This is a genomic window from Streptomyces bambusae (genome assembly GCF_019400985.1).
GTDB classification, from domain to species: domain Bacteria; phylum Actinomycetota; class Actinomycetes; order Streptomycetales; family Streptomycetaceae; genus Streptomyces; species Streptomyces bambusae_A.
In genome coordinates this window covers 1-1,228 of sequence record NZ_WTFF01000648.1, presented here as the reverse complement: position 1 = coordinate 1,228, position 1,228 = coordinate 1, and the positions used below count along the sequence as shown (strand labels likewise).

Below are 1,228 nucleotides of genomic sequence, written 5' to 3'. Positions count from 1 at the left end.
GGCGGGCGCGGCTCCGGGGACCGGCCTCCCGGTGGCGCGGGCGGCGGCCCTGCTCCCGGGCGGGCTGGGCCCGTGTCTGGGCCCTGAATGCCCGCCCGACCACCTCGACCCGCACACCGGCCCCGCGCTGGGCCGGGACGCCGGGATCAACATCTTCGTCGGCGGGGACTTCCGGGTCCGCGAGCGGTCCGCCGGGGCCGAGGGCCGGGTCGTCGTCCTCGGCGACTTCGACCAGGACACGGCGGGCGGGGCCGGCCAGGTCTACAACGTGGGCATCGTCGGCTCCGGTTCCCAGGTCCAGCCCCCGCCCGGCTCCGACTTCCTCACCACCGGCGGTTCCGTCGCCGTCGCCGCGGGCGAGCGGCTGCTCGCCGACGGCGGCACCCTGCGGCACGCCGGCGCGCGCCGCGGCGCCGTCGGCGCGACCACCGTCGTGCGGGACACGGCCGCCACCGACCGGTACGCCGCCCTGCGCGACCAGCTCAGCACGGCCAGCGAGTGCTACGCCCGGCCGGGCGGGACGCCGCGGACCGCCACCGGGACCGTGGCCGGCAACCGCTACGAGACCGTCTTCACCGGGGACGGCACCTCCGCGCTCCAGGTGTTCAACGTCGACGCCGACATCGCCGCCCCGGGCCGCACCCAGCAGGGCATCCGCTTCGACCGCATCCCGCGCGGCGCCACGATCCTGGTGAACGTCCTCGGCGCCGACCGGGCCGTCGTCACGTACAGCGGCGAGCAGACCTACCGGCACCGGCTGCTGTGGAACTTCCCCGACGCGACCGCCGTGGGGCTGCACGGCACCGGCCAGTTCCAGGGCGCCGTACTCGTCGGCGACCAGGCCTCCGAGACCACGGTCACCCTGCCCGGCTTCAACGGCCGCTTCTTCAGCGCCGGCTCCCTGACCCACACCAGCGCCGCCGGGGGCGGGGGCGGCCAGGCGTTCCACGCCTACCCGTTCACCGGAGACCTGCCGGAGTGCGGCCGCCAACCGCAGCCGGTGACCGGCGACATCGCCGTGCTCAGGGCGGACGGGGAGGGCCGGCCGCGGGCCCGTGCCCGGTTCGAGCCGTGGCGGGAGGCCGGGAGCACCGCCGGCAGGCCGCCGCACGAGCCCGGCCACCACGGCAGGCCGCCGCACGCGGGGCCCGGCCACCTGAAGCCGGGGCCGCACAAGCCCGCGTACGATCCTCCGCGCAAGCCCGGTACCGGCGCGCCGCGGCCGCAC

General features: G+C 77.9%; 1 protein-coding gene. It reads left to right on the top strand.

Annotated features, from left to right (window positions below; all coding sequences use genetic code 11):
* On the top strand, positions 1-1,228 hold a 1,228-nt coding region (locus tag GPJ59_RS36300; RefSeq protein ID WP_219672367.1), incomplete at both ends, for a choice-of-anchor A family protein.